Raw genomic sequence first — 24,873 nt, forward strand, 5'->3', positions numbered from 1 at the left:
AAGAAAAGGCACCCGATAAGGGGTGCCTTTTTTTGTCTGTCACTATGGGCCTTTGAGAGCAGCAGAAAGCTCTTTGAACCTGTCAGCCACCTGCTCACCAAACAGCGGATCAATATCCTCTACCTCCCATTGTGTCTGCAGGTACTTCCAATCTTCAGTCGTCAGAGTTTGCTCCAACACAGGCAGAATGGTTTTCTCTTCCAAGTCCAGGTGTTCTTTCTGACAGCCTACAAATCGGTTGAGATTGTCGGCAAAGAGATCGAGCGGAATGACAGCGTCCATCAATATCATGTCGACGGTATCCGCAAACTCAGCGGTTAAACCTGCCAGCGCTTCGTGCTCATCATCCAATCTGGCCACCCCCTCTGAATCAGGGTAATGCTGTAAGTAGTAGTGGTAGATAAGGTCTTCTTTTGGATGGTGATACTTTTCAGCGTACTCTCGCAGGTAGCTAACCGTGTCCTTAATCAGGCTGTAGTTAACGGGCCTTTCCTGCTGAATGGCGGTCAGCTTTTTCGACAACAGTTTAAGCAGTCGGCTGATGTTCCGGTGATCTCTATGAATGCTGGCTACTAACATAGCTCCTCCCTTTCTTCATTCACACCACGAGATCAGTCTATCGAACCGGACTGTTCACAAATTGCGCAAGGTCATTTTTTGTTCAGTTTCACCTTTGCAGCACATACAAACAAAAAGCCCGCGATGAAAATCACGGGCTTTCTAAAATCAATGAAACGAATCTATCCGTCGAGTTCTGGCTGCCAGTTAATCGGCGCTTTACCAGACTGGGTAAGCAGTGTGTTTGTGGTAGAAAAATGTTTGCAGCCCAAAAATCCACGATGCGCGGAAAGTGGAGATGGGTGTGGCGCTTCCAACACATGGTGACGATTACGATCAATCACACGGCCTTTCTTGCGGGCGTGGGAGCCCCAAAGCAGGAACACGACGCCTTCACAATGTTGGTTTACAGCTTCTATCACGCGATCAGTGAAGGTTTCCCAACCTAAGTGGGCATGAGAGTGTGCGTTACCCTGCTCGACCGTCAGAACGGTATTAAGGAGCAACACGCCCTGATCCGCCCAGCTTTTGAGGTATCCATGCTGTGGAATGGTGAAACCTGGAATATCCTGAGCCAGCTCTTTATACATGTTCACCAGCGAGGGTGGCGTTTTGATTCCGGGCAGGACTGAAAAACAAAGACCATGTGCCTGATTAGGACCGTGGTAAGGGTCTTGCCCCAGGATCACCACTTTCACATCTTCCAGCTCTGTAAAGCGGAAGGCATTAAATACGTCTTCCTTAGGCGGGTAAATCACTGTGCCTTTCTCACGGGCTTCCGCCACATAAGCCATAGTGTGTTTGAAATAGTCCTGTTCCTTTTCCTGGCCAATCACATCGTGCCAAGTCATCGCCTGTGTCATGCTTTCCCCAATCCTCTCTATTCTTCAGCGTCCGCTATTCTACGCAGAAACACGCTCAGATGCTGTGACTTCAAACTGACGTAACAAGCGGATTTCATCCGCCCACGCTTCCGGTTTAATGGTCTCCAGAATCAATGGAATGCCATTGAAGCGATTGTCCTGCATGATGACCTCAAAACACGGTAAACCAATCTCGCCCTCCCCCAGCGCCTGATGACGGTCAACCCGGCTACCAAAAGGCGTTTTCGAGTCGTTGAGGTGCATACCACGCAGATACTGAAAACCTACTGTGTTATCAAACTCCGCAAAAGTCGCTTCTGCCGCGCTGTGAGTGCGAAGATCATACCCTGCCGCAAAGGCGTGGCAGGTATCAATACAGACACCAACACGGGATTTATCTTCCACTTGCGAGATAATCGCCGCCAGTTGCTCAAACGACCATCCAAGATTGGTCCCCTGACCCGCGGTGTTTTCAATCACAGCAACGACCTCTGGTACGGCTTGATGTGCCTGATTGATAGATTCAGCAATCAGGGAAAGACAGGCTTCCTCGCTGATTTTCTTCAAATGGCTACCGGGGTGGAAATTCAGCAAGGGTAATCCAAGAATTCGACAGCGCTCCATCTCATCAATAAACGCCGCGCGGGACTTTTCCAGCTTTTCTTCTTCAGGTGCCCCTAAATTGATGAGGTAAGAATCATGTGGCAAAACAGCTTCTGGTACGAAACCGTGCTTTTGGCAGTTTGCTTTGAATGCCGAGACATTTTTCGCTTCCAGTGGCTTTGCCTGCCACTGTCTTTGGTTCTTGGTAAACAGTGCAAACGCATTGGCACCAATTGCTGCTGCATTAACTGGCGCATTTTCTACGCCGCCGGATGCCGACACATGCGCTCCGATAAACTTCATCTTCTCTCTCCTGGCCGAAACCGTAACCGACAACATTTTAAGTTACTCATACCGTAAAAGTCCGTTTTGATTTGCATAACGCTCTAGCACCACCAGACTGTGCCATCACATGGACTTAGGGCGATATCCGTATGTATTGCAGTGCAAGTCACACGCTCAAAATGTAGTAATTAAATTACATTTGTAATTTTTCACAGAGTATCGCCTTGTTAAAAAATTGTTTTAAACCATATATTTGATCTTTTATTGATTCAAAACAAAAAATCCAAGGCGTAAATTTCGCATATTTTGATTGTATTTTGACTAAAATCAAAATAACCTTACAAACAATAAGGTATACAAGTACCCAGCTCATCAATTGATGGAAAATTAAAACCACCAAGCCTATCAAAAGGGGAAGGATTATGATCACTGGTATTCAAATCACTAAAGCGGCAAACGACGACCTGCTGAACTCTATCTGGCTGCTGGACAGCGAAACTAACGAAGCACGTTGCGTTGCAGCAAAAGCAGGTTTCGAAGCGGATCAGGTTATCCCTGCTGCAGACCTGGGCGAGTACGAAAGCCGTGAAATCGCTATCGAAGTACCTGCAAAAATTGAAGGTGGTCAGCACCTGAACGTTAACGTTCTGAAGCGTGAAACACTGGAAGACGCAGCTAAGCACCCAGAAAAATACCCACAGCTGACTATCCGCGTATCTGGCTACGCTGTGCGTTTCAACTCTCTGACTGTTGAACAGCAGCGCGACGTTATCGCACGTACTTTCACTAACACTCTGTAATATTCACAGTGTTAGCAGAAACATAAAAAAACCGGCCAATTGGCCGGTTTTTTGTTTTCTATCGCGTAAAATTAGCCAGCGACCTTCATCAGGTATTCACGCAGCTGAGCGAAATCCGCATCCTGCTCAACAGACAGCAGTTCCATCGCCGCGTGTTTTGCAAGAGGGCCTGGCAGCGGAATGTCCTGACCCAGGATCTCATCGACAGACTCTTTGAACTTCGCTGGATGTGCGGTACACAGGAACAGGCCATGTTCGCCATCCTGCAGTTGCTCGTCCAACACACGGTAAGCAATCGCACCGTGCGGTTCGCACAGGTAACCACCGTCAAACATCGCTTTCAGCGTTTCTGCCGTTTGCTCATCCGTCACTGCACCTGCGCCCAGCTCGTTCAAACCCCAACCTTGGCGCTGGCAAAGCTCTTCAATGCGCGGCCAGTTGTTTGGCTGACTCACATCCATGGCATTTGACAGCGTTGGAATAGTTGGCTCTGGCGTCCACTCACCGGTTTGCAGATAACGTGGCACGGTATCATTCACGTTAGTTGCCGCAATGAAACGTTTGATTGGCAGGCCAATCGCTTTTGCCAGAAGGCCTGCCGTCAAGTTACCGAAGTTGCCGCTTGGCACTGCAACCACTAAGTTCTCGCGTTGCGCTTTAGTCAATTGCGACGCAGCTTCAAAGTAGTAACAAATTTGCGCCATCAGGCGGCTAATGTTGATTGAGTTTGCTGAGTTCAGACCAATCGCGGCGCGAAGCTCTGCATCATCAAAGGCGTTTTTCACCATGGCCTGACAGTCATCGAAAGTGCCATTGATAGCCACAGTGTGGATGTTGCCACCCAGAGTACAGAAGAGTTTTTCCTGCAGCGGACTGATCTTGCCTTTCGGGTACAGGATAACCACATTGATGTTTTCCATGCCGTAAAACGCATGGGCAACAGCGGCACCGGTATCACCAGAAGTCGCAGTCAGAATGGTCACCTTGCCGCTGTCAGACACTGCTGCCAGCGATTGCGCCATAAAACGGCCACCAAAGTCTTTAAACGCCAGTGTTGGACCGTGGAAAAGCTCAAGTGCGCTGATTTGATCAGTCACTTTCTCGACAGGTGCCGGGAATTGGAAGGCATTTTCCACCATGCTGCGCACGGTTTCAGGCGACAGCTCATCACCGATGAATGCAGAAAGAATATCGCTGCTGCGGCTGACAAAATCTTTGTCCAGCAGTGCATCAACGTCGTCAAATTTTGGCAGTTCGCTTGGGAAGAAAAGACCCTGATTACGGCCAAGACCTTGTTTTACCGCTTGACCGAACGAAACCTGCTCGTCGTTTTCTTTGATGTTGTAAAGCTTCATAGTTCACTTCCTGTCACTGTCGATCCTTTCACATCCAATCGACAGATGTGGACAAATCCTTCTTCGTTCTGAACGTAATTTTCCTCTAGCCACTTCGCTACGCGCTCTGCCACGGCTTTATCATCCGTGATGCTAAACAGCGTCGGGCCCGAACCTGAGATACCGGTCGCCAGTGCGCCTGCATCTTCCGCGTAGTGTCTGGCTTCGGCGAAGCCCGGCAGCAATTTCTCGCGGTAAGGTTCAGCAACCACGTCCTTGATCATGCTCGCAGCAAGTTGTGGCTGGCCAGAATAACAGCCATGGATAAAGCCTGCCAGATGGCGACCGTGATTAATCACATCCTGACGACGATATTGTGCAGGCAAAATCGCGCGCGCCTCCGCCGTCGGTACTTTGATACCCGGGTACGCCATTACCCAGTACCACTCGTCAAAGCAAGGCACTTCCTGACTGATGATTCCCATTTGTTCAACCATCAACTGCAGGCCACCCAGATAACATGGCGCTACATTATCGTAGTGAAGACTACCGGAAATCGCGGCTTCCATCTCGCCCATCAGCGCCAGCAAAGTGGTTTCGTCCAACGCTTCATCATGGAACTTATTCAGGGCATCAAGAGCGGCAACGATAGAACAAGCACTGGAACCCAAGCCTGAACCGATAGGCATGTTCTTTTCGAGCGTCATGGTGACGTGACGAACAGGCTGTCCCAACTTTTCCATTTCACGGGAGAAGACCACGAAGCTCTGATAAACGATGTTCTCTTCCTGATCTTTCGGCAGCTTATCAACAAAACTACCGACGCAGTTCAAGGTAAAGGGTACATCACCACCATCTTCCACTTTCACGCGATCGCCAAGCAAAGTGCCGTCGATGGGCGACACAGCGGCGCCCAATACATCAAAACCGACACTGACGTTACCGATTGAAGCCGGTGCGTAAACAACAACGCTCATCTTATACCCCCAGTTTCCAGCCAAGTGTACGCATCAAGTCTGCAAACACACCTGCCGCTGTCACGGCAGTACCTGCACCGTAGCCTCGCAGTACCAATGGGATTGGCTGGTAGTAACGGCTGTAGAAAGCCAGCGCGTTCTCACCTTCCTTGATTTTGAACATAGGGTCGTCAGCATCCACCGCCTGGATTTTCACTGAGCACTTGCCGTTCTCGATGCTACCCACATAACGCAGCACTTTACCTTCGGCACGCGCATCGCTCGCCAACTTCTCGAAGTAAGCGTCAGCTTCCGGCAGTTTTGCCATAAAGGCTTCTACATCGCCTGAGGCGTCAAAGCCTGGTGGCAGTGCTGGCTCAACTTCAACATCTTCCAGCTCAAGGTGCATACCTGCTTCACGGGCAAGGATAAGAAGCTTACGCGCCACATCCATGCCAGAGAGGTCGTCACGTGGATCCGGTTCAGTGAACCCGCTCTCACGCGCGGCTGTCGTTGCTTCACAGAAGCTCTGACCTTCGTCGAGCTTACCGAAGATGTGAGATAGAGAACCGGACAGGATGCCGGTGAACTTCTCGAGCTCGTCACCTGCAGCAATCAGGTTTTGGAGGTTTTCGATGACTGGCAGGCCAGCGCCCACCGTGGTGTCGTACATGAACTTACGACGGGTCGCACGTGCAGACTTACGTAGCTGCTGGTAGTACGCCATGCCCGCCGTGTTGGCTTTTTTGTTCGGCGTGATGACGTGGAAGCCCGCAGACAGGAAATCAGCGTATTGATCTGCAATGCCCTGCTCAGAGGTACAGTCGATAAACACAGGGTTGATGATGTGATTTTGCTGAACCAGACGCACCATACGAGGCAGGCTGAACGGCTCGTCCGCTTTCGCCAGCTCATCACGCCAGTTGTTCAAGTCGATACCTTTGCTGTTCAGCAACATACCGCGGCTGTTTGCCATGCCGCAGACGCGGATAACAATCCCCTGGTCGGCCAGTTTCGCCTGCTGGCGTTTCACTTGCTCAACCAGCTCGCCGCCGACACCACCAACACCGACCACAAACACATCCAGGTAGTGGTTAGAATTAAAGAGGTTTTCGTGACACGCTTTCACCGCTTCAGACACGCTATCATCCGGGATAACCGCAGAGATTGAACGCTCAGAAGAACCCTGCGCAATCGCGACGATATTAACGTTGACTTCTGCCAGTGAAGTAAAGAACTGAGATGCCACGCCTTTCGAGGTGCGCATCGCGTCACCCACCAGCGACACAATGGCTACGTTATCAACGAAGTCCACAGGCTCAAGCAAGCCGTCTTTTAATTCCAGCTCAAAGCTTTCCTGCAGAACGCGTTGTGCCATTGGTTTGTCTTCCGCTTCGATACAGAAGCTGATGCTGTATTCAGAAGAGGATTGGGTAATAAGAACAACGGAAACACCCGCAGCTGACATGGCACCGAATACACGGGCAGCCATGCCGACCATACCTTTCATGCCTGGACCTGAGACATTCACCATGCTCAGTTTGCTTAACGTGGTGATCCCTTTCACTGCCAAGTTGTCTTCACCGCTGTCGTTGCCGATCAAAGTACCTGCACCCTGTGGGTTAGCGGTGTTTTTGATCAGACAAGGAATATGGAAACGTGCGATTGGAAGAATAGTTTTCGGGTGAAGCACTTTTGCACCGAAGTAAGAAAGCTCCATGGCTTCCTGATAACTTAGAGATTTAAGCAGTGTCGCGTCTGGCACCAAACGTGGGTCACAGCTGTAAACGCCGTCCACATCCGTCCAAATCTCACAGCATTCAGCGCGGACACACGCCGCCAACACGGCTGCAGAGTAATCAGAACCATTACGACCAAGGGTAACCAGCTCACCTTTTTCGTTAGAAGCGGTAAAGCCAGGCATCAAACCGATATGTCCGGCAGGAATTGGCTCTTTTTTGAAGCGCTCAGAAGACACTTCAATATCAACAATACCTTCTACATAGTCGCCTTTAGACAGCAGGTATTTAACTGGATCGATAACGAAAGTGTTGTAGCCACGGGCTTCAAGCAACGCAGACATGGTTGCAATAGAAAGGCGTTCACCTTTACTGATGATGCGAGAGTATATGTTGTCAGGACAGAGCCCCAACAGTGCAATACCATGGATGTATTGCTTTAACTGGTTCACAGAGCGCTCTAGCTTGTCATGGAGAGAAGCTTTATCGATGCTTGGCTCCATTTCCTCCAGTCCGTCAAACAAAGCAGAAAAGATCTTCCTGATCTCAGCCACCTGGATCTCAGCTTCGCCATGTTTGACTGTGTTATCGATCACATCAACCAACAGGTTAGTGATCTTAGCAGGGGCGGACAGTACCGCCGATACCTCGCTTTGGCAGGTATTGCTGGTGATGATCTCTGCTGCGCGGCTGAATTTCTCAGCATTTGCCAGCGAAGTACCACCAAACTTTAATACTCGCATCCTTTCCTCCAATTCCTTCCAGAACTCGCAAATTCAATAATAAAGGGGTTAAAAAAAAGCCCGTACCTTGTTGGGTACGGGCTTCTTTTTAAAATTCTGTGCATGTCAGCCCGCACCCGCACCAAAGGTGTTGGTAATAATGGTGATAATGGTTGTAGTGCCGACTGTTTTAAGCATGGCTTTTTAACCTTCCGTGCTGCGTTTTTATAACCTTTACCGAACAAGGGTATCAAGGTCAACAAAAATTTAAGTTATCTCTCAAAAAAACGCTTCATTTCGCAAGTATTTCTAACGAATTTAAAAGATGAGAAACCGCACCATTTACCAGCATCTTCCTTGCTAAGAAGGGTTAAGGCAGACATAGTTAGTTGAATTGGACAGAAAATCAGCAACCGCGAAGGAGGGAACCATGGCAGTTGCGATGGAAGAATTGGTCGCCCAGACCATATTGCAAGGCTCTGACGCCATGTATGGCCGATTTTTAGATGTCACGGCTGGGGCACAGGAAAGGTTTGAGGCGCGCGACTGGAAAAGCGTGCAGAAAGCCCTGAAAACCCGCATTAACTTTTATGACCACCACGTGGGTCTTGTCAGCCAGCAATTGAAAACCATGCTGGGAAGACAACACGCCACCCGTTCCTTCCTGATGGCGGTAAAAGCGGAGTACAGTCGCCTATTGGATGATTACCCCCGCTATGACATAGCAGAAAGCTTCTTTAACTCTGTCTATTGTCGGATGTTCGATCACCGCAACATCCGCCGTGAGAAGTTGTTTGTAAACAGCTCTCAAGGTGGCCGCATTCCAAAGTACCCAACGCCATTACTCAAGCGTTACTCTTCCGACAGAAAGCTAATCCAAACCATAGAGCGTGTTCTTGATGACACCCCTTTCACTATGCCGTGGGTCAACAAGGCAAGGGACATTCACCGTATTGTCGAAGCCATGCAACGCAGGCTGGGGCCGCAATTAACTGAAGAAGTCACCATCGACATGGTGCGCGAACCTTTTTACCGGAATAAAGCCGCCTACCTAATTGGACGCATAGATATGGCGAATCAGGTTCGCCCCTTGGTGTTGCCCATTCTGGTGAACTCAAAAGGCGAGTTGTATGTTGATGCCTGTATTACTGACTCTGACGAGCTCAGCGTGATCTTTGGCTTTGCCCGCTCTTACTTTATGGTGTTCGCCCCTGCACCTGCTGCGTTGGTTGATTTTCTTAACCTTCTGATGCCCCATAAAACGCCAGCCCAACTCTACACGGCGATTGGATGTCAGAAACACGGTAAGACTGAGCTCTACAGGGAGTTCCTTCACCATATCGAATCTTCTGATGATCAGTTCGTTATTGCACCGGGGATCAAAGGGATGGTCATGTCGGTGTTCACGCTGCCATCTTATGGCTTTGTCTTTAAGATCATCAAAGATAGATTCGCCCCGCAGAAGGACATCACCCACGCGGTAGTCAAAGAGAAATACCGCTTGGTTAAAGAGCATGACCGGGTTGGACGCATGGCCGATACCCTGGATTATCGCAACTTCATTTTCCCGAGAGAACGTTTTAGCGAAGAGTTGATTGAAGAGTTACTTGAGGTCGCACCATCACTGATCAAACTGACCAAAAATGAAGTCCATATTCGCCACCTCTATATGGAACGCAGGATGATCCCGCTTAATATCTACCTTGAGCAGGCAGATGACGATGAGTTGAGAAATGCTGTTCAGGAATATGGCGACGCAATCAAACAGCTGGCTGCGGCCAATATTTTTGCCGGTGACATGCTGTTCAAGAACTTTGGTGTATCGCGTCACAGCCGGGTGATCTTCTACGATTACGATGAGATTTCTTATCTGACCGAAGTGAATTTCCGCAAAATTCCGCCACCTCGCTTCCCTGAAGACGAAATGGCTGCGGAGCCTTGGTATAGCGTGGGAGAGTTTGATGTATTTCCGGAAGAATTCCGCACTTTCCTGCTCATTAATCCAAAGATCCGTGCTCTGTTCGACGAGCTTCATTCCGATCTCTTTGATGCAAGCTACTGGAAAGACCTGCAAGAGAACATCAAACAAGGTCAATTTAACGACGTATTCCCTTATAGCGATGAGTGTCGTTTCACGAATCAGTAAAAATGAGACGCTGAGCAATCGGCGTCAATTTTTTAACACAATATAGGCATGCCACTTGCTTGATAATTAACCGCCAAACGCATTCGACGAAAAATTGCCGCATGCACAACGCGGTGTTGTAACCGACTGAATATACAGGCAGGGTGAGAGGGGAACCGAAATTTACCGAACTCTCTTTATCAAAAACAAAACAAGTGAACTAGACTGAAAACTCAGTCTAATAAGAACGAATCAGGGAAGGTGGCATAATGAAAAAAATCCTGCTCGCCGTTACCCTGCAATCAGTGGCGTTTTTTGCATTCGCGCAGGGTTCGTTACCGCTGTATGAATACGATGACGGAAACCAGAAAGCCTGGTTTTCGAGCTCTATTACAACTGGCAATCAAAGCTATGACAGTTGGACCATCAGTTCTGGTTATCACTATCCGGTGCTGAAAAACGTGAACGTGTATCTGGGAACTGAAGTCACGACTGAAACTAATCACAGTGCCAGCAGCAAAGGGTTGCTCAGTGGTATCCAGTACAACTTTAACGAAAAGCTAAGTATCGGCAGTTCCGTTCAGGCTGAACGCATCAATGAAGAAACCATCGGTGTAGTGGGAATGAGCAGCCAGTTACGTCTGACAGACAAGCTCAATCTGGAAGCCAAGTTCGATTACAACCTCAACCAGACACCTGCAGCCTCTGCCAATTATCAACTTGGCGTGGGTTATCGTTTCTAGCCCAATCTGCTGCAAAGAGAAAAACCGCCTGTTGGCGGTTTTTTCGTTTCAGGCTTCAAACAACTTTTAAGATGGCTCGCCAAACTCTAGCGGGTGCTGGCTGATCATCACACCATTAAGATCAGCAAACAGATAATCCCCAGGAGAGATGGGAACCCCTTCAATACGGAGCTGAACATCTTCATCACCCAGACCACGCTTTTCTGTTTTGATCGGGCAAACGCCCAAGGCTTTTACGCCAAGCGCCATCTCACTTAATGCACCTGCATCACGGACAGCACCATAGATCACTATGCCTTCCCAACCATTTTCTACCGCTCGCTCGGCCAGCAAGTCGCCCAGTAAAGCTTTATTGAGATTGCCATGTCCATCCACGACCAAAACGCGGCCCGCACCGGGCTTACCCAGAATGTCACGCACCTTGGAGTTGTCTTCATAGCAACGAAGCGTTTCCACCCGGCCAAAGAAAACGTGCTTTCCACCAAAATCTCGCCACTGAACAGGTACCCATTGCACTTCATCGCCATATGCATCACTGATATCAGGCAGTAAGTCTTCCATGCTTCCTCCTCTCAAGTATCTGTATCAAGCTAGCAAGATCCGCCCGCTTCGCCTTTCCCAACTTCCATAAAGCTGGCATAGCTCACTCAAACTTTGGTGTTAGTGACAAAGTGGGATTGAGTTGTGGTCAATTTCGGAAACTTACACATAGTTCCAAGTAACTCTTGGATATAAAGGGAAAAAGCATGTGTGTAACGGTACGCAATTTTCTCCATTTTAGGCGTGACTGGCAGAATGCTCTCAACAGGAGATAGTTGACCGGTATGCAACAAAATGGTCTGATAAAAGCGTTTTTACACAATATTCACACCTGTGGTAATAGTACGAAAAAGTTAATTCGAGTTTGTAAAATTCCGCGGAGTTTTTAAACCAGAATTCCACCAAATGCGACCACAGAGGGCGAGATTGACGTATATCAATAAAGATTGAAAAAAGTTGCGTTGATTTATTACTAAATATTGTTAGCACGCTGTTAAATGAATACAATCAGCGCTATCCAAAGGATTAGCTGGTCAAAATGAGTTGACCAGTAGTATGCAGGGCGAAAAATCGCAACTGCAACCAGCTTCTCTAGGGATGGCGTTTGTATCAGGAAAGTATGCTCGTAAAGCGCATCAATCGGTTTGATATACTTTTCCTGTTTGTAAATTTTCTTCACAGGGTCGATAAGACACTGTGGTTGATTGGGGAGACGCCTTTTCGCTGTCCCCAGTACCAGATTCCTTAAAGAAATTAGGTAACGCCAATGCAAACCCCTCACATTCTGATTGTTGAAGACGAACACGTAACTCGTAATACGCTGAAAAGCATCTTCGAAGCAGAAGGTTATACCGTTCTGGAAGCCAACGATGGCGAAGAAATGCATCAAGTGCTTTCTAACAATCAGGTTCACCTGGTTATCATGGACATCAACCTGCCTGGTAAAAACGGCCTTCTGCTAGCTCGTGAACTGCGTGAGCAAGGTGACATGGCGCTGATGTTCCTGACCGGTCGTGACAACGAAGTTGACAAGATCCTGGGTCTGGAAATCGGTGCGGATGACTACATCACCAAACCATTTAACCCACGCGAACTGACTATCCGTGCACGTAACCTGCTGACCCGTGCGATGAGCCAAGGCGCACTGCCAGAAGACAAGCGTTCTGTTGACCGTTATGTGTTCAATGGCTGGACGCTGGACATCAACAGCCGTTCACTGATCAGCCCAGACAGCGAACAGTTCAAACTGCCACGCTCTGAGTTCCGTGCACTGCTGCACTTCTGTGAAAACCCGGGCAAAATCCAAACCCGTGCAGATCTTCTGAAGAAGATGACTGGACGTGAGTTGAAACCACACGACCGTACTGTTGACGTGACTATCCGTCGTATCCGTAAGCACTTTGAGTCTTTCGGTGACACACCGGAAATCATCGCGACGATTCACGGTGAAGGTTACCGCTTCTGTGGTGAGCTGGAAGAAGTCTAATTTCTTCCGGAAAGCGTATAAGAAAGGCCTGCAATGCAGGCCTTTTTGTTATCTGAAAGTCTTTTATTAAAGAAAAGGAACCTCGAAATTTAAGCTCCTTCTCCTAACTTGTTAGCGGCTAAACCTCTTTAGAATAATCCTCAAGCCACTGTTTGAGCACTTCCAGATCCTGAACATAGCCTTCTTTGATTTCATCGACCCAGTCAGCAATGTTCTCCCACCAGGCTGGCAACTCTGGCGATTGCGCTTTCTGCGCCACTTTCTGGATATGTTTCAGACCGATTGACCCAGCTGCACCTTTGATTTTGTGTGCTTCACTGGCAATACCATCCTGGTCTTTCGCCGTCATATTGCTGTCGAGGATCTGAATATACTCAGGCATCAGATCTTCAAACATCTTGATGCTTTGGAACACAGGCTCTGGGCCAACGATATCCACGTAAGAGGTTAACATTTCCAGATCCAGAAGCTTATCAAGCATCTCATTGCCAGGCTTCTTGCGCTTTTTCACTTCCGCGGCTTCTGTCGCGACAGGACATTGCAGCGCGAGCCGCTCTATCACCTCTGCTACTGCAGAGACACTGATCGGCTTGCTAATCGCGTCGTCCATGCCATTTCGGATGTATTCGGTTTTGTCTTTAATGACATTCGCGGTCAACGCCACCAAAGGGGGCAATGCATCACCACTGTTTCTCAGCGTCTGGGCAATATCAAAGCCAGTCATGTCAGGCAGTTGGATATCAAGAAGCAGGAGATCGTACTCAGATTGCGGGTACATGTTCAGTGCTTCCTGCCCACTCCTTGCAACATCCACCGAGTGACCCAGACTTTCCAGCAGGTTGGTAGCGACCGTGATGTTAAGCTCGATGTCTTCCACCAGCAGAATGTGCAATGGACTTTGATCTGCGTTCACCTTCTCTTTGTTCGACACTGGCGCACACACAGGCACAGACAATGTCACGGTGAAGTTACTGCCTTCCCCAACCTCACTGTCGACAGTAATATCGCCGTTCATCAGTCGGGCTAATTTACGGGAAACCGCCAAACCAATCCCGGTACCCACAGCATGAAGATTATCCTCACCCTGCTTCACCTGGTAATACATGGCGAATATCTTGTCCTGCTCTTCTTGAGGAATCCCGATACCACTGTCTTCCACATCGAACTGCAGATGCGCGATGTCATCTTCAACATCACAGCTGACCGTCACATTCACAGCCCCCTGCTTGGTAAACTTCACCGCATTGCCGACAAGGTTCCAAAGGATCTGACGAAGACGTGTGGCATCCACTTTCACCGCAGGTGGCAGATCCGTCAGCCTGTCTAGCGTAAAGCGAAGGCCATTTTGCTGCGCCATCAGTGCACTGATGTTTTCAATCTCTGAGACAAAGTCTGGGAAATCCAAAGGCTGTGGCATCAACTCAAGACGGCTTCGGTCAGACTTGTCCATATCAATGATGTCGTTAAAGATATTGCCCAACGTAATCGCACTGACATGAATGGTTCTGAGATACCCCAACTGTTCTTCAGACAAGCGGGTTTCAAGCAGCATTCGGCTAAGGCCGACAATACCGTTCAGCGGCGTACGAAGTTCGTGACTGATGGTAGAGATAAACGCGGTCTTGTCCCTACTCGCCTTTTCGAGCGCATCCTGATAACGCTTACGCTCAGTGATCTCACGACCAAAACCGACCAGACCAAGGCGTCTGCCATCGCGTGAGTAGAAAGGTAGTTTGCGAAGTTCAAAGTAAGCTTTGCGGCCGTCCTTGTATTCCAGCCACTGCTCGTAAGTCAGTGAGACATTGTTATCAAACACTTGTTGGTCAGTTTCCACCACCTTGCTGGCGATGTCTTCACGGTAAACATCCCAAGGAGTCAGACCCACCAGCTCTTTTTCTTTCTTACCGGTTAAATCTTCCATCGCGCGGTTACAACCGGAGAACTGACCTTTTTCATTACGGTAGTAAATCAAATCTGGTGAAGCATCAATAAACGAGCGCAGCAGCGCAGTTTGCTCTGCCAACTCCACCTGCGCCTTTTCGCGCTGATAGACCTCGTTTTCCAAATCTTGCATCGCTTCTTCGCGTGCTTCCTCTGCGCGTTTACGCTCCTCAATTTCCAAATTTAGCTGGGTGATATTTTCGGTTAGCTGGCGGTTGAGCTCCATATCACGGGCGCGCATTTCTTCGAGCTTAGAAACCAGTTTGGATAATCGTTGCCGGGACTCTTCTAGCTGATCGACGACGACAGAAAGGAAATACACCGCCCAAGGGGTGATAAGCAAGCCAAAGAAAACTGAGCGAACGATATCTGTGTCATGCACCGTGCCGTTCAAAACAAGGGTAATACCGACTTGCACAATCACCGCAAGAGCCACAAGAGCCAGCGCAAGCAACATACTGAACCTGACCAGCCCAAGCTTGACCAGCAGATCCACGTAATACTGCGCTAAAAGTTTAATTTGCTTCATTGAACATCCAGATCAACAGAAATAAGAAGTGGCTGAATCGGCCTTGAATCAGCTTGGGAAAATAATAACGCTGGGGACGGAGAAGCTAAAGAAAAAGGGGCAGATTACTCCGCCCCTTCGACAAATTTAGTAGAAAGCATCAGGCATTGGCCGATAACGGCGTTTCTTGCAGTGACTGGCTGGATGCCACTTGGTTTCTCCCGGCATTTTTCGCACTGTACAGCGCTCGGTCAGCAAGGGAGACTAAGTCGCCATAGTCCTGTCCGGCAACCGGGTATAGTGTCGCTATTCCCTGGCTGAGGGTGATTCTGTCAGCCACTTTGGAAAACTCGTGAGGAAGTCCTGCGGCTTTCAGTTCGTCAGCTATATTTTGAGCCACCACCAATGCACCATGCTCAGTAGTGTTGGGAAGAAGAATCGCGAATTCTTCCCCACCATAACGGGCCACCGCATCCAATGGACGACGGATAACACGCTGGAAAACATCAGCCACCCGTCGTAGCGCTTCATCCCCCTGCTGATGACCATAGTTATCGTTGTAAGGCTTAAAGTAGTCAATATCACAGAGGATCAGCGAAAGCGGCTCTTGTTCACGGATGTGCGAGTGCCACATCTTCACCAGTTGCTCGTCAAAACTGCGTCGGTTTGCCACCTTGGTCAGGCCATCGACAAAGCTCAGCTCTTCCAGCTCCATGATGGCATCCGCAAGCTGCTGCTGAGTGGCTTTACGCTCTGTGACGTCACGGGCAATCACCAGCACACCAATGGTGTCATCCGTCGGGTCGCAGAATTGGGTCTTGGTGAGTTCATACCACACCATTGTGCCATCACGTTTCATCACCAAATCTTCGTATTTCACTGTGTCGCCATTTTCGAGCACAGGAACGTCAATCTTACGGTGTTGCGCAAGTACTTCCGGTTCCATCAGATCTTCAGCATTCTCGCCTTCAAGATCATCATGCGGGGCACTCATTGCTTCTGCAAAGGCCGCATTTCCTCCCAGGAACTCATAGTTTTTGTTGTAGATGCCAATCGGATCCAGACTGGCCTTAAAGATGGAGGTCAGCACATTACTGTGTTTTTTGAGCTGCTGCTCAACTTCCTGACGAGCTTCAATCTCTTGCTCCAGCGACTGTCGCATCATGTGCCAGTTGGTCACATCATGGCTGATGCTCAGCGTACCGAATATGCTGTTTTCGTCATCAAGCAGTACAGTCTGATTAGATTCCAGCAGACAACTGTCACCATTAGGATTCGTCGTCCAGCTTTGCTGTGTACGTCTTCCTCGAGTGCTACCGTCAGCGGAGAAAATCAGGCCTTCCTGTTCCCGCCCTTTCCAGAACCTGTCGTAAGCCAGGTTTGAGCCCACAATGCGCCCTTCTTTATCCTGAAAACAGATCAATTCAGACAGAGAGTTAATAACACTTCGGAATATCTGGCTGTCGTTTTCAGCAAACGGTTCGCTATACACAGCTTCAGATTTGGGTTCCAGCGAGACAATCCATATCCGTTGTCCGCCACACCAAACGGGCAGGCCGGAGAAACGGGCATGGCGGGGAGTACGATGATCAGAAACGGCGCGAAAATCTGCCGTCATTTCAACAAAAGGATGGGGCCAGCGGCGCGTTGCCAATAGCGCGTTAATGGTTTCTTGTTCGCGCTCTCCACGAATGCGGAACTTGTGTCCACGCGATTCGACATTAAACAGACGCACAAAACTGCGGTTCGCATACAAGATGCTTCCGTCTTTATGGTTAATAATTGCTTTTGGAGAATGGAGATTGGCTAGATAGAGTTGCCAGGTTTTCATCGACATCACACGGCGATGGGAAACCCAGACCATTCCTAATAAAAAACCTACCAATAGCAATAACGAGGCTACCGGTAACCACTCAATCATCCTTCCACCTCTTGCCCGTCATCCCTGAAGAAGCATTTTTGAATAAAAATCACGCTTCATCTTGCCACACGGTTATGAAAGAAAACGAATAGCCCTCATTGATTTTGCGAGGTATCAAACGTTGGTCACATTATTGAGGAAAATGAAATGGCCGACTCGTCAAGCTACCCTGAACGCCTTTCACATTGAGCGCTCGAGCAATACCTGTCATCGCGAGCCAGCGGTTTTCACACCATTCTGGCGCCAGCAAGGTAGGCTTGCGAGCATTAGCAGAAACGCGGTGATAAACCACCTCTGCTGGTGTGCGCAAAATCATTTCAGATGCACTCTCGACATAATCGTCAAGTGAAATTGCATCAAGTCGCCCTGCCCGCCAAGCCTTTGCCATCACAGACCCCTCTACTATATGTAGTGGGTGAAGTTTAATGCCATCGGTTCCTGTCTCAATCACCTTATCAATCGTATTGATGTGATCGGCTTTGGTATCTCCAGGCAAACCGACGATCAGATGCGTACAAACATTTAACCCTAATGCACGCGCCTTTCGGGTTACCGCATCGTAACAGGCAAAATCGTGACCTCTATTGATGCGTTTTAACGTGTTGTCGTTGGCTGTTTGAAGACCAAGTTCCAACCAAATCTCGAACCCTTGTTCTTTATAGTGGGCAAGAAGATCAAGCACGGCATCTGGTACACAGTCAGGTCGGGTTCCTACACAAAGGCCAACGATGTCTGCGCTTTTCAACGCCTCCTCATACATAGCTTTGAGCTTTTCCACTTCTGCATAAGTACTGGTGTAAGCCTGAAAGTAAGCCAGATAACGCTTAGCTCTGTTTACTTCCGTTGCTCGCTGAGCAAGCTGCGTGGTGACAGACAACTGTTGTGCCGTTTCATCGGCAAACGAGGCCACATTACAGAAGGTACATCCGCCCCTTCCTAACGTACCGTCCCGATTAGGACAACTGAAACCGCCATGCAGAGTGAGTTTGTGAACTTTTTCGCCATACCTGCGTTGTAAATCCTGACCAAAGGTATTCACCAGTTGATGAAGTTCCATCGTCGACCGCCCGAAAAGTTGGATAGAGGTAAAAAGCGCGCGATCCTAACATCCGACAAAAAGAGAAAACCTCGATCAAATCAATATTGGATTAAGTTTTCATCAACAAACTGAAAGTTTATTACATTTCCTTTACACATTGAAAAGTCACACTTCTCATCCGCTTCCTATATATTCATCGAATCACCCTTATGGCGAATTTTTATTCATTTGAAATAAAAATTCAGTCTAACGGAACCGTTTGCATAGCAATCAAAGTGCAACTTTTTATGGTAATTAATTTTCCGAAAATGTAGGATAGCTACAGCTGCGTCCAAATTGTGAGCAATAAAATTCGCCAAATAGCGCCATGTTTTAGTGTGTTATATGGGTAATTACAAAAAGCGCAGCATTTCTGCATAGAATTGCAAAAGGAGATGGTTACTGCTTTTAGGCAGTGATCGGGCTTGGTTGCCGCGAATAAACACATTTTGTGGATTCAAACTTGGCGACCGCTCAGCTGTGCCCGCAACAGGTACAGCAAGGGAAGACAAATGCTCCCCCTGCATTTGTGTCAACTGGAAGGACGTAAACATGACTGATTCAGTGCTACGCACCGAGGGACTTTATGTGCCCGAAATGGAACACGACGCCTGTGGTATTGGCTTCGTTGCCCACCTGAAGAACAGAAAGTCTCATGCGATTGTTACTCAGGCACTTGATATGCTGGCCCGCATGGAACACCGTGGCGGCCAGGGCTGTGACCCATGTAGTGGTGACGGTGCAGGTATTCTTTTACAAAAACCCCATGAATTCTTACTCGAAGAAACCCGCAAGCTAGGTATTCAACTGCCTTCATCGGACAAATACGGCGTCGGTGTGATGCTGTTCCCGAAAGACGAGAACAAGCGCCAGCAATGCCGTGAAATCTTCGAGCGCAATGCCAAACGCCTCGATCTGGAAGTGATCGGCTACCGTGTTCTGCCAACCGACAACTCAATGATCGGCGCAGACCCTCTGAGCACAGAACCTCAGTTTGAGCATGCTTTTGTTACAGGCGGTGTCGGCCTGTCTCTGGACGAGCTTGAGCGTAAACTGTTCGTACTGCGTAACTACACCGTGCGCGTGTGTCTGGAGAGCGTCTCAAACATTGGCGACGACTTCTATATCAACTCTTTCTCTGCAAAGACACTGGTTTACAAAGGCCAGCTGACCACCGAGCAGGTACCTCAGTACTTCCTCGATCTGCAGAACCCGTCAATGGTGACGGCGCTGGCGCTGGTTCACTCGCGCTTTTCGACCAACACCTTCCCTCGCTGGCGTTTGGCGCAGCCTTTCCGCTATATCGCACACAACGGTGAAATCAATACCGTTCGCGGTAACCTGAACTGGATGAAGGCGCGTGAAGCTCTGCTCGAATCAGAGTTGTTCACTGACCAAGAACTGAAAATGCTGCTGCCTGTGTGTCAGGAAGGCGCATCGGATTCTGCAAACTTCGATATGGCACTGGAACTGCTGGTTCTGAGCGGTCGAAGCCTGCCACACGTACTGATGATGATGGTACCGGAAGCGTGGCAAGAGAATGCGAATCTGGATCCAAAGCTGCGTGCTTTCTATCAGTACCACGCAAACATCATGGAACCGTGGGATGGCCCAGCGTCTGTTTGTTTCACTGATGGCGTGAAAGTAGGTGCGACTCTCGACCGTAACGGTCTGCGCCCAAGCCGCTATACCGTCACTAAAGACGATTACCTCATCATGGCATCAGAGTCAGGTGTGGTAGAAATCGAGCCGGAAAACATTCAATTCCGTGGTCGTCTGCAGCCTGGCCGTATCTTCGTGGCGGACCTTGAGCAAGGCCGCATCATTTCTGATGAAGAAGTGAAGAACGAAATCGCTTCTGCACAGCCCTATCAGGAGTGGGTTGAGAAGAACCTGCTGCACATTGATAAGCTGCCAGAAGCTGATACCAAACATCATCAGCCATCTCCTGAGCGTCTTCTACATCATCAACAAGCATTCGGTGTGACCTCTGAAGAAGTGAACGAAATCATCGTTCCAATGGCAAAAGACGGCAAAGAAGCACTAGGCGCTATGGGTGCTGACTGGCCACTGGCAGTACTGTCACACCAGTCACAGCACCTTTCTAACTACTTCAAGCAGCTGTTTGCACAGGTCACGAACCCGCCAATCGACCCAATCCGTGAGCGCATGGTGATGTCGCTGAAAACGTATCTGGGTAAAGATCAGAACCTGCTGACCGAATCGCCTATTCACTGCCGCAAAGTTGAGCTGGAATCGCCAGTACTGAGCAATGCTGAGTTGGAAAAACTGCGTGCGGTTGACAACGATCACCTGCAAGCAAAAACACTGGATATCGTATTCCGTGCCAGCGGTGAGCCAGGCAAACTTGAGCGTGCGTTGAAGCGCATCTGTCAATACGCAGAAGATGCCGTGGTTGATGGCTACTCCATCATCCTCTTGACTGACCGTGCAGTGAACTCTAACCACGCAGCTATCCCAGCGATGCTGGCTGTCGGTGCGGTTCACCACCACCTGATCCGTAAAGGTCTGCGTGCGAAAGCCGACATCGTGATTGAAACCGGTGACGCGCGTGAAACCCATCACTTCGCCACACTCGTTGGCTACGGTGCGAATGCTGTTAACCCGTACCTCGTCTACGAAACGCTGGTGGATTTGCAGCGTAAGAAGAAGCTGGATCCGGAAGCGGATGTGGATGTGCTGTTTGAACAGTACCGCAAAGCGATCAACGCTGGCCTTTTGAAAATCTTCTCGAAGATGGGTATCTCAACCCTGCAGTCCTACCACGGTGCGCAAATTTTCGAAGCACTGGGTATCAGCAAAGCAGTGGTCGACAAATACTTCACCGGCACCGTTTCCCGTATTCAGGGCCTGTCGATTGACGATATCGCGAAAGAAGTATTGGTTCGTCACCGTCTGGGCTACCCAACGCGTGAAATCCCTGTCCAAATGCTGGACGTAGGTGGTGTTTATCAGTGGAAACAACGTGGTGAGAAGCACCTGTTCAACCCTGAAACTATCCACTTGCTGCAAAACTCCACCCGCAACAAGGATAAAAAGCAGTTTAAAGAATACTGCCATGCAGTAGACAGCCAAGGCGATGATGCTGCAACTCTGCGTAGCCAGTTTGAGTTCGTGAAGAACCCTGCTGGCAGCATTCCTCTGGACGAAGTTGAGCCAGTTGAGAACATCCTGAAGCGTTTCGCGACCGGTGCAATGAGCTTTGGTTCTATCTCTCATGAGGCGCACTCCACGCTGGCGATTGCTATGAACCGTATCGGCGCTAAGTCGAACTCCGGCGAAGGCGGTGAAGACCCAGTCCGTTTTGACAAGAAAGAAAACGGTGATTGGGAACGTTCTGCTATCAAACAGGTGGCTTCTGGCCGCTTCGGTGTCACCTCTTACTACCTTGCCAATGCTGATGAAATTCAGATCAAGATGGCACAAGGCGCGAAGCCAGGTGAAGGTGGTCAGCTTCCAGGTCACAAAGTTGATGACTGGATTGGTCGCACCCGTCACTCCACCCCAGGGGTTGGTCTGATTTCTCCACCGCCACACCACGATATCTACTCTATCGAGGACTTGGCACAGCTGATTTACGACCTGAAGAATGCAAACCGTAAAGCACGTGTGAACGTGAAGCTGGTTTCTGAAGCGGGTGTCGGCACCATCGCTTCAGGCGTAGCGAAAGCAAAAGCGGACGTGGTTCTGATTGCTGGCTTCGACGGCGGTACCGGTGCATCACCACTGTCTTCAATCAAGCACGCAGGTCTGCCATGGGAACTGGGTCTGGCTGAAACGCACCAGACACTGCTGAAAAACGGCCTGCGCAACCGCATCGTCGTTCAGTCTGACGGTCAGATGAAAACCCCTCGTGACCTCGCAGTAGCGACTCTGTTGGGTGCTGAAGAGTGGGGTGTGGCAACAGCAGCACTGGTTGTTGAAGGCTGTATCATGATGCGTAAGTGTCACCTCAACACCTGTCCTGTTGGTATCGCTACCCAGAACAAGACACTGCGTGAGCGCTTCGATGGCCGCGTAGAAGACATCGTCACCTTCTTCACCTACATGGCTGAAGGTCTGCGTGAAATCATGGCTGAGCTGGGTTACCGCTCTATCAACGAGATGGTGGGTCAGTCACAGCACCTGAAAGTCCGCTCTGATGTCGGTCACTGGAAATACCAGAACCTGGATCTCAACGTTGTTCTTTACAAAGAAGAGCCACGTGAAGGCGATGCAATGTACTGCCAGCGCGAGCAAAACCATGGTTTGGAAACCGTGCTTGACCGCCGCCTGATTGAAGCCGCGTCCAGCGCGCTGAAAGAAGGGCGTAAAGTCGATGCCGAGTTCGCAATTGTGAACACCGACCGCAGTGCCGGTACCATGCTGTCGAACGAAATTTCGAAAGTGTACAAAGATCAGGGTCTGCCGGAAGCAATGAGCGTGAAGTTCAAAGGTTCTGCAGGTCAAAGCTTCGGTGCCTTCCTCGCAAAAGGCGTGAACTTCACCGTTGAAGGTGATGCGAACGACTACTGGGGTAAAGGTCTGTCTGGCGGTACGCTGGTACTTTACCCAGACGCGAAGAGCGACATCATTGCCGAAGACAACATCGTTGTCGGTAACGTCTGTTTCTACGGTGCAACCTCGGGCGAATCTTTCATACGCGGTGTAGCCGGTGAGCGTTTCTGTGTACGTAACTCAGGCGCGAAAGTGGTTGTCGAAGGTATCGGTGACCACGGCTGTGAATACATGACCGGCGGTATTGCCATTGTTCTGGGTCAAACTGGCCGTAACTTCGCTGCGGGTATGAGTGGTGGTGTGGCTTACGTTTGGGATCAGTTCAATGACTTCGAATCCAAGCTCAACCCTGAGCTGGTGGATCTGGATCCGCTGGATGAAGAAGACATCGCACTGCTGAAAGAAATGATCAGCAAGCACCATGCACTGACAGGCAGTACGGTTGCAGAAACATTCCTCGCGAACGTTGAAGAGAACCTCAAGTCTATCGTCAAAGTGATGCCACGCGACTACAAAGCTGTGTTGCAAAAACGCAAAGAAGAAGCCGCTAACAAGGAAGAAGTGGAGGCTGTAAATGGGTAAGCCAACCGGATTTCTAGAATATGGCCGCGAACTGCCGGCTAAAAAAGACCCTGCCGTTCGTATTCAGGACAACAAGGAATTTGTACTGAACGACGAATTTGGCGAGAAGATTAACGAGCAATCTGCCCGTTGTATGGACTGTGGTGTGCCTTTCTGTCACAACGGTTGTCCTATCGGGAACATTATTCCAGAGTTTAACGACGCCGTTTACCGCGACAGCTGGGAAGAAGCTTGGAACATTCTGAGCTCAACGAACAACTTCCCAGAGTTCACTGGCCGGGTTTGCCCGGCTCCATGTGAAAGCTCTTGTGTCCTGGGGATTAACCAGGACCCAATCACCATCTGTAACATTGAAAAAACCATTGTGGAAACAGCATACCGCGAAGGTTATGCCAAACCGAAAACCCCGACTGCCCGCACAGGCAAGAAAGTGGCGATCATCGGATCAGGTCCTGCAGGTCTTGCAGCGGCTGAGCAGCTCAACAGCGCAGGTCACTCGGTGACTGTGTTTGAGCGTGATGAAAAAGTCGGTGGCCTACTGCGTTTTGGTATCCCAGACTTCAAGCTGGGTATGGACGTGATTGACCGTAAAATCAGCCTGATGGCTGAAGCGGGTATCGAGTTTAAAGTGAACGCTCATGTTGGCGTTGATGTTAACGCTCAGCAAATCCGTCAGGACTACGATGTCGTACTGCTGACTGGTGGTTCTACTGTGCCACGCGACCTGCCAATCCCGGGCCGTGAGCTCAACGGCGTGCATTTTGCGATGGAATTTCTGGGTCAGAACAACCGCCGTGCAAACGGTATGGATCTGAAAACTGAGGAAATCCACGCCAAAGGCAAACACGTTGTGGTTATCGGCGGTGGTGATACAGGCTCTGACTGTGTGGGCACATCAAACCGTCATGGCGCAGCAAGCATTACTCAGGTGGAAATCATGCCGATCCCACCAGAGAAGCGCCCTGCGAATATGCCTTGGCCTCAGTACCCGATGATCCTGCGCACGTCGACTTCTCACGAAGAAGGCTGTGAACGTCACTGGAACATTCTGACCAAAGAGTTTATCAGCGACGAAAACGGCAACGTGAAAGCACTGCGCATGGCTGACATCGTATGGAAAGACGCAGCACCTGGCGAGCGTCCAACCTTCGAAGAAGTTGCAGGCTCTGAGCGTGAAATCCCCTGTGATCTGGCATTCCTGGCGATGGGCTTCTTGCACCCAGAACCACACGGTGTGCTGGCACAACTTGATGTGGCACTGGATGACCGCGGCAATGTTGCAACACAGGACTTCCAGACCAACCAGAAAGGTGTATTCGCTGCAGGCGATATGCGTACAGGCCAGTCACTGGTTGTACGTTGTATCAATGAAGGCCGTGAATGTGCCCGCTCTATCGATGCATATCTGATGGGCGGCACCAACCTCGAGGCCAAAGCGGACTCACTGATGCTCTCCGCATAAAAATAACGAGTGTTATCTTCCAGTTTTGCCAGCCCTCTGCGGCTGGCTTTTTTCATTTTGAACCCGCATCAAAGCTTCACCCACCAAAAATTGACAACTTTTCATAAAT

General features: G+C 49.5%; 16 protein-coding genes and 1 other annotated feature. Of the genes, 6 read left to right on the forward strand and 10 right to left on the reverse strand.

Annotated features, from left to right (window positions below; translation table 11 throughout):
* Positions 1-42 precede the first annotated feature (42 nt).
* From G5S52_RS18120 to nfo, 3 genes are all read right to left on the reverse strand, one after another.
* Complete coding sequence (locus tag G5S52_RS18120) at positions 43-579, reverse strand: hemerythrin domain-containing protein (protein ID WP_165017088.1); 537 nt, start codon at positions 577-579, stop codon at positions 43-45.
* 161 nt (positions 580-740) lie between these two features.
* Positions 741-1,421, reverse strand: coding sequence for a uracil-DNA glycosylase (gene ung / locus G5S52_RS18125; protein ID WP_165017091.1), 681 nt, complete (start codon positions 1,419-1,421; stop codon positions 741-743).
* Positions 1,422-1,460: 39 nt separating this feature from the next.
* Positions 1,461-2,327 carry a deoxyribonuclease IV gene (gene nfo / locus G5S52_RS18130; RefSeq protein WP_165017093.1) on the reverse strand — a complete coding sequence of 289 codons (867 nt, stop codon included), beginning with the start codon at positions 2,325-2,327 and terminating at the stop codon, positions 1,461-1,463.
* Positions 2,328-2,731: 404 nt separating this feature from the next.
* Here nfo and grcA point away from each other — a divergent pair, with 404 nt between their 5' ends.
* Positions 2,732-3,109, forward strand: a complete 378-nt coding sequence (gene grcA, locus G5S52_RS18135) for an autonomous glycyl radical cofactor GrcA (RefSeq protein ID WP_002540405.1) — start codon at positions 2,732-2,734, stop codon at positions 3,107-3,109.
* Between the two features lie 71 nt (positions 3,110-3,180).
* Here the strand turns inward: grcA and thrC are convergent, their stop codons facing one another.
* From thrC to thrA, 3 genes are read right to left on the reverse strand one after another with little or no spacing between them, the layout of a single operon-like run.
* Positions 3,181-4,464 (reverse strand): threonine synthase, encoded by a 1,284-nt coding sequence (thrC, locus tag G5S52_RS18140; RefSeq protein WP_062667217.1) that lies wholly within the window; start codon positions 4,462-4,464, stop codon positions 3,181-3,183.
* On the reverse strand, positions 4,461-5,420 hold the full coding sequence (gene thrB, locus G5S52_RS18145) for a homoserine kinase (RefSeq protein WP_165017095.1): 960 nt from the start codon (positions 5,418-5,420) through the stop codon (positions 4,461-4,463). Before thrB ends, thrC begins: the two co-directional genes overlap by 4 nt.
* 1 nt (position 5,421) lies before the next feature.
* A complete protein-coding gene (gene thrA, locus G5S52_RS18150) occupies positions 5,422-7,881 on the reverse strand; it encodes a bifunctional aspartate kinase/homoserine dehydrogenase I (protein WP_165017098.1) in 2,460 nt (819 codons plus the stop codon).
* Positions 7,882-7,930: 49 nt separating this feature from the next.
* Positions 7,931-8,048 (reverse strand) — a sequence feature (Thr leader region).
* A 242-nt stretch (positions 8,049-8,290) separates the two neighbouring features.
* Here thrA and aceK point away from each other — a divergent pair.
* Positions 8,291-10,006 carry a bifunctional isocitrate dehydrogenase kinase/phosphatase gene (gene aceK / locus G5S52_RS18155; RefSeq protein ID WP_165017101.1) on the forward strand — a complete coding sequence of 572 codons (1,716 nt, stop codon included), beginning with the start codon at positions 8,291-8,293 and terminating at the stop codon, positions 10,004-10,006.
* Between the two features lie 248 nt (positions 10,007-10,254).
* Positions 10,255-10,728 carry a hypothetical protein gene (locus tag G5S52_RS18160; protein WP_165017104.1) on the forward strand — a complete coding sequence of 158 codons (474 nt, stop codon included), beginning with the start codon at positions 10,255-10,257 and terminating at the stop codon, positions 10,726-10,728.
* Positions 10,729-10,794: 66 nt separating this feature from the next.
* Here the strand turns inward: G5S52_RS18160 and G5S52_RS18165 are convergent, their stop codons facing one another.
* Positions 10,795-11,289, reverse strand: coding sequence for a putative 4-hydroxy-4-methyl-2-oxoglutarate aldolase (locus G5S52_RS18165; RefSeq protein ID WP_165017107.1), 495 nt, complete (start codon positions 11,287-11,289; stop codon positions 10,795-10,797).
* 745 nt (positions 11,290-12,034) lie between these two features.
* Between G5S52_RS18165 and arcA the strand changes: the two genes are divergently transcribed.
* Positions 12,035-12,754, forward strand: a complete 720-nt coding sequence (gene arcA, locus G5S52_RS18170; RefSeq protein WP_002540413.1) for a two-component system response regulator ArcA — start codon at positions 12,035-12,037, stop codon at positions 12,752-12,754.
* A gap of 118 nt (positions 12,755-12,872) precedes the next feature.
* On the opposite strand, the gene arcB is transcribed toward arcA, so the two are convergent.
* From arcB to mnmL, 3 genes are all read right to left on the reverse strand, one after another.
* Positions 12,873-15,224, reverse strand: coding sequence for an aerobic respiration two-component sensor histidine kinase ArcB (arcB, locus tag G5S52_RS18175; RefSeq protein ID WP_165017111.1), 2,352 nt, complete (start codon positions 15,222-15,224; stop codon positions 12,873-12,875).
* A gap of 139 nt (positions 15,225-15,363) precedes the next feature.
* The gene (locus tag G5S52_RS18180; RefSeq protein ID WP_165017114.1) at positions 15,364-17,124 is read right to left on the reverse strand and encodes a GGDEF domain-containing protein; all 1,761 of its coding nucleotides are present in this window, start codon (positions 17,122-17,124) and stop codon (positions 15,364-15,366) included.
* 130 nt (positions 17,125-17,254) lie between these two features.
* Entirely contained in the window at positions 17,255-18,181 is a 927-nt protein-coding gene (mnmL, locus tag G5S52_RS18185) for a tRNA modification radical SAM protein MnmL/YtqA (RefSeq protein ID WP_165017118.1), read from the reverse strand.
* A 573-nt stretch (positions 18,182-18,754) separates the two neighbouring features.
* Between mnmL and gltB the strand changes: the two genes are divergently transcribed.
* The gene (gene gltB, locus G5S52_RS18190) at positions 18,755-23,302 is read left to right on the forward strand and encodes a glutamate synthase large subunit (protein WP_165017121.1); all 4,548 of its coding nucleotides are present in this window, start codon (positions 18,755-18,757) and stop codon (positions 23,300-23,302) included.
* On the forward strand, positions 23,295-24,764 hold the full coding sequence (locus tag G5S52_RS18195) for a glutamate synthase subunit beta (protein ID WP_165017124.1): 1,470 nt from the start codon (positions 23,295-23,297) through the stop codon (positions 24,762-24,764). Before gltB ends, G5S52_RS18195 begins: the two co-directional genes overlap by 8 nt.
* The last annotated feature ends 109 nt before the right edge of the window (positions 24,765-24,873 follow it).

Origin of the sequence: Grimontia sedimenti (assembly GCF_011045095.1) — a bacterium.
Taxonomy (GTDB): Bacteria; Pseudomonadota; Gammaproteobacteria; order Enterobacterales; family Vibrionaceae; genus Enterovibrio; species Enterovibrio sedimenti.